At 63.0% G+C, this 1,164-nt stretch carries 1 protein-coding gene; it reads left to right on the forward strand.

What is annotated here, in order from left to right; genetic code table 11:
* Window positions 1-153: 153 nt before the first annotated feature.
* A complete protein-coding gene (locus tag AC4FAH_RS14465) occupies window positions 154-1,155 on the forward strand; it encodes a substrate-binding domain-containing protein (RefSeq protein ID WP_054556976.1) in 1,002 nt (333 codons plus the stop codon).
* The last annotated feature ends 9 nt before the right edge of the window (window positions 1,156-1,164 follow it).

Below are 1,164 nucleotides of genomic sequence, written 5' to 3' on the forward strand. Positions count from 1 at the left end.
GAGCGGCGATTTTCAGCGCCATATGTCGGGATTATTACGGATATATTCTTTGGTCTCGTCATTCTTGCCAAGCTAATCAAAACAGTAAAAGATCGCTTCCGAAACGTTTCGGGTAACGGTTTCCGCTCACAGTTACCGCAAAGGAAAAGTGCCATGCCGCCGAACATCACACTCAAGCATCTCGCCAGCCAGCTGGGCCTGTCGGTCACGACGGTCTCGCGGGCACTGGGCGGATTCGAGGATGTCAGCGCCACGACCCGTGAGCGGGTGCAGGCCTACGCCAGTGAAGTGGGCTACAAGCCCAATCAGAGCGCACGCCGCCTGAAAACAGGCCGCACCTCCTCGGTGGGCTACATCATGAACGGCGCCCAGGGCGACTTTCGTGATCAGTTCAACACCCGCCTGCTGGTCGCGCTGGGCCAGGCGCTGCACGACGCCGCACCGGAACATGACCTCATCGTCACCACGGTGCCCGAGGACCGCGACGAGCTGGACACCTACAAGCGCTTCATCGATGGCGGCAAGGTCGATTCCTTCGTGGTGGCCCGTACCCGCATTCAGGACCCGCGCGTCGACTTCCTGCTCGACAGCGGCATCCCCTTCGTCACTCACGGTCGTACCGGCCGCGCCAGCGAGCACGACTGGGTCGACATCAATGCCGCCGACGGCTTCATGCGCGCCACCCGCCATCTGATTGGCCTGGGCCATCGCAACATCCTGTTCCTCAACTTCTTCAGCGACCTCTACACCGCCGTCGAACGTGAGACCGGCTATCTGCAGGCGATGCACGACGCCGGCCTCGCGCCCAGCTCGCGCCATTGCCCGCACGGCTATGCCAGCGCCTATCAGGTCGCCCATGAAGCGCTGTCCGGGGCCAACGCCCCCACCGCCTTCGTGTGTGCCAGCGACATCTTCGCCTACGGCGTGATGGAAGCGGTCAGCGCCTGCGGCCATACACCCGGCGAGGACATCGCCATCATCGGCGCCGATAACCTGCCGCCGCAGATGTACCGCCAGCCCAGCCTCAGCACCCTGGACATCTCGTTCGAGACCGTCAGTCAGGCGCTGATCGAACTGGTGCTGGCACCGCAGGATGGCGCGCCACGCCATCGCTGCTTCGATTACGACCTGCTGCTGCGCGATACCACTGCCTGAGCACACATG

This window comes from Cobetia sp., assembly GCF_983723665.1.

Bases quoted from the DNA above. Each gene is read 5' to 3' on its own strand.
- AC4FAH_RS14465 (WP_054556976.1), top strand. From the start codon at position 154: ATGCCGCCGAACATCACACTCAAGCATCTCGCCAGCCAGCTGGGCCTG.